A 2,048-nucleotide genomic window follows, 5' to 3' on the forward strand; every position below is an offset into this window, starting at 1 on the left:
GACCGCACTCGTTCTCGCCGCCTGACGCGAGGCGACCACCACTCCGCCGCAGGCCGAAGTAGTACGCGAGGACGCCCGTGCCGATCGCCGCCTGCAGGGCGAACAGCGCCGACTCGACCTCGCCGGACGGCGGTTCGTACAGCGGTGAGAACCAGGACTCGTAGTCCGGGGCGATCTCGGTGATCGCCGTCTCCGCCTCGGCGTCCGCGCCGGCGAACGGCTCCTCCTTGTGGTCGCCGAGCCCGAACACCAGCGGGAGCACGGCGAGCGCGGCCACGAGGAGCACCAGCAGACCGTTGATCTTCGTGTGACGGCTCATCGGGCCACCGTCCCGGCAGGCTCCGCCGGCTTCCGCCCGGCCACCGATGCCGCGAGCACGCCGAGCCGCGTCAGCTCGCCCTTGCTCGACCGCACCAGCATCCGCATCACCAGCACGGTCAGCAGCCCCTCGCTCACCGCGAGCGGGATCTGCGTCAGGGCGAAGATGGAACCGAACTTGCCCAGCGCGCCCGGGAATCCGCTGCCCGGGTCGGGGAAGGCGAGCGCCAGCTGCACACTGGTCACGCAGTACGTCGACAGGTCGGCGGCGAACGCGCCGCAGAACACGGCGGCCATCAGCGGCGCGCCGGAGCGGCGCAGAACCCGGTAGACGCCGTACCCGGCCCACGGGCCCACGACCGCCATCGAGAAGACGTTGGCGCCGAGCGTGGTCAGCCCGCCGTGGGCGAGCAGCAGCGCCTGGAACAGCAGGGTGATGGTGCCCAGCACCGCCATGACCGGCGGCCGGAACAGGATCGCACCGAGCCCTGTGCCGGTGGGGTGGGAGCAACTTCCCGTCACCGACGGCAGTTTCAGCGCTGACAGGACGAACGTGAACGCTCCCGACGCGCCGAGCAGCAGTGTGCTCTCGGGATGTTCCCTCACTTCACGGATGAGCGACCGGGCTCCGTGGACGACGAACGGCGCCGACGCGACGCCCCAGGCGACCGCGTGCGCCGGAGGCAGAAAACCCTCGGCAATGTGCATGGCTCAGCAGACCCTCTCCAGCACCTCGTGGATGGTTGACGCGCCTTGGCCGGTCTCCTGGCTGACGGGTACCACCGCCCGTGCTCCGCCTTCCCGGGTTCCGAAGAACCCAGTGGCTGCCCGTGAGGGCCGGAGCCGGACTTCCCGATCACAGTGGCGAGGGCCGCACCGGTATCGCACCGATTTCCCGTCACCAAGGCGTGGCGACAGTAATGCCCGTACAGGTGCGGTGACAAGCGGACACCGGGGGCGCACGGGTGGGAAGGGGGAGCATCCACAGTGATAGGGGGGTGACATTAGTGTGCGGCGCACAGTATAGTGTGTGTCGTGTCCGTAGAAGAACTGACCCTGAGCCAGGCGCAGGAACTGCGCCGCGGGACGGTGGTGCTCGCCTGTCTGGCGCTGCTCCGGAAACCGCAGTACGGCTATGCGCTTCTGGAGACGCTCGACGACGCGGGGGTCACCGTCGACGGGAACACGCTCTATCCACTGCTGCGGCGCCTGGAGAAACAGGGGCTGCTGACGAGCGAGTGGAACACCGACGAGTCCCGGCCGCGCAAGTTCTACCGCGTGAGCCCCGACGGAAGCCGGGTCCGGGAGGGCCTGGTGCGTGAATGGCACGATCTTGTCGCATCGATCTCACGACTGACCAAGGAGAACGAATGAGTACGGGGGTGCTCACCGAGCGCTATGTCCACGAGGTTGTCCGCCGGCTTCCGGCGGACCAGCGTGACGACATGGCCCAGGAGCTCCGCGCCACCATCGCCGACACCATAGAGGGCCGGGGCGGCGACGACCTTCAGGCGGCCGAGCGGGAGGTGCTCGGCGAGCTGGGGGACCCGGTGCGGTACGCGGCCCGGTACACCGAGCGGCCGCTGGTCCTGATCGGACCGGACCTGTATCCCGCCTACCGGCGCGTGCTGGTCGTCCTGCTGACCGGCGTGCTGCCGGCTCTCGCCCTCGGGCTCGCCCTGCTGGAGGTGGCCGACGGCGGCGGCGCCGGCGCGGCCCTGCGCGTCGGC

Annotated in this window: 3 protein-coding genes, 1 pseudogene and 1 riboswitch; of the genes and pseudogenes, 2 read left to right on the top strand and 2 right to left on the bottom strand. The window is 70.0% G+C overall.

All coding sequences use genetic code 11. From position 1 onward, the window contains the following. The coding region (locus tag B9S61_RS01350; RefSeq protein WP_103540534.1) for an energy-coupling factor ABC transporter substrate-binding protein at positions 1-319 on the bottom strand (319 nt) is incomplete at its 3' end. Beyond that, a complete protein-coding gene (locus B9S61_RS01355) occupies positions 316-1,026 on the bottom strand; it encodes an energy-coupling factor ABC transporter permease (protein ID WP_103540535.1) in 711 nt (236 codons plus the stop codon). The genes B9S61_RS01355 and B9S61_RS01350, both read right to left, overlap by 4 nt. A gap of 29 nt (positions 1,027-1,055) precedes the next feature. Next, a riboswitch (cobalamin riboswitch) is annotated at positions 1,056-1,239 on the bottom strand. A gap of 114 nt (positions 1,240-1,353) precedes the next feature. On the opposite strand from B9S61_RS01355, the gene B9S61_RS01360 reads away from it, so the two are divergent. Continuing rightward, positions 1,354-1,692, top strand: a complete 339-nt coding sequence (locus tag B9S61_RS01360) for a PadR family transcriptional regulator (RefSeq protein WP_103540536.1) — start codon at positions 1,354-1,356, stop codon at positions 1,690-1,692. After that, a pseudogene (locus B9S61_RS01365) lies at positions 1,689-2,048 on the top strand (hypothetical protein); the annotation flags it as partial. The gene B9S61_RS01360 and the pseudogene B9S61_RS01365, both read left to right, overlap by 4 nt.

The sequence above is a fragment of the Streptomyces sp. SM1 genome, from assembly GCF_002910825.1.
In the GTDB taxonomy this organism is placed as follows: domain Bacteria; phylum Actinomycetota; class Actinomycetes; order Streptomycetales; family Streptomycetaceae; genus Streptomyces; species Streptomyces okerensis.